Genomic DNA, 541 nt, shown 5'->3' with positions numbered 1-541 from the left:
TGGTAGCACTGTGCATAATAATATCGATGCCGTATTGTTTAGGTGACTGTAGCAGCGGCGTTAAAAAGGTATTGTCGACCACACTTATTAAATTATGCCGTTTTGCTACATCACCAATAAGTGCTAAATCAATAACGGCCATCGTTGGGTTTATCGGTGTCTCTGCAAATATCATTTTTGAGTTTGGCTTTATTGCAGCACGTAACTCATCTTCATTGGTCATATCCACAAAGGTAACTTCAATGCCCCAACGCGGCAACATATGCGCAAAAAAAGCAAAGGTGCAGCCATAAAGCGCACTTGATGCAACTAAGTGATCGCCTTGTGATAAAAAGCTCAGTACCGAAGCCGATACCGCTCCCATACCTGTAGCCGTTGCCGCTGCAGCCTCACAGCCCTCTAATTGCGCCACTTTTTGTTCAAGTTCAGTGGTGGTAGGGTTACCCAAACGCGTATAAATATAACCTGGCTCATCGCCAGCAAACCGTGCAGAACCCTGCGCAGCATTTTCAAAATGAAATGTCGATGTTTGGTATAATGG

The 541-nt window shown here is 44.5% G+C and carries 1 protein-coding gene; it reads right to left on the bottom strand.

The window, feature by feature from the left end:
• A partial coding sequence (locus PSH48_RS20755) for a trans-sulfuration enzyme family protein (protein WP_273612299.1) occupies nt 1-541 on the bottom strand: 541 nt, incomplete at both ends.

This window comes from Pseudoalteromonas sp. Angola-4 (assembly GCF_028599265.1).
Lineage (GTDB): Bacteria > Pseudomonadota > Gammaproteobacteria > Enterobacterales > Alteromonadaceae > Pseudoalteromonas > Pseudoalteromonas atlantica.
The sequence above is the reverse complement of the archived record's forward strand: the minus strand, read 5'-3'. Positions and strand labels throughout refer to the sequence as shown.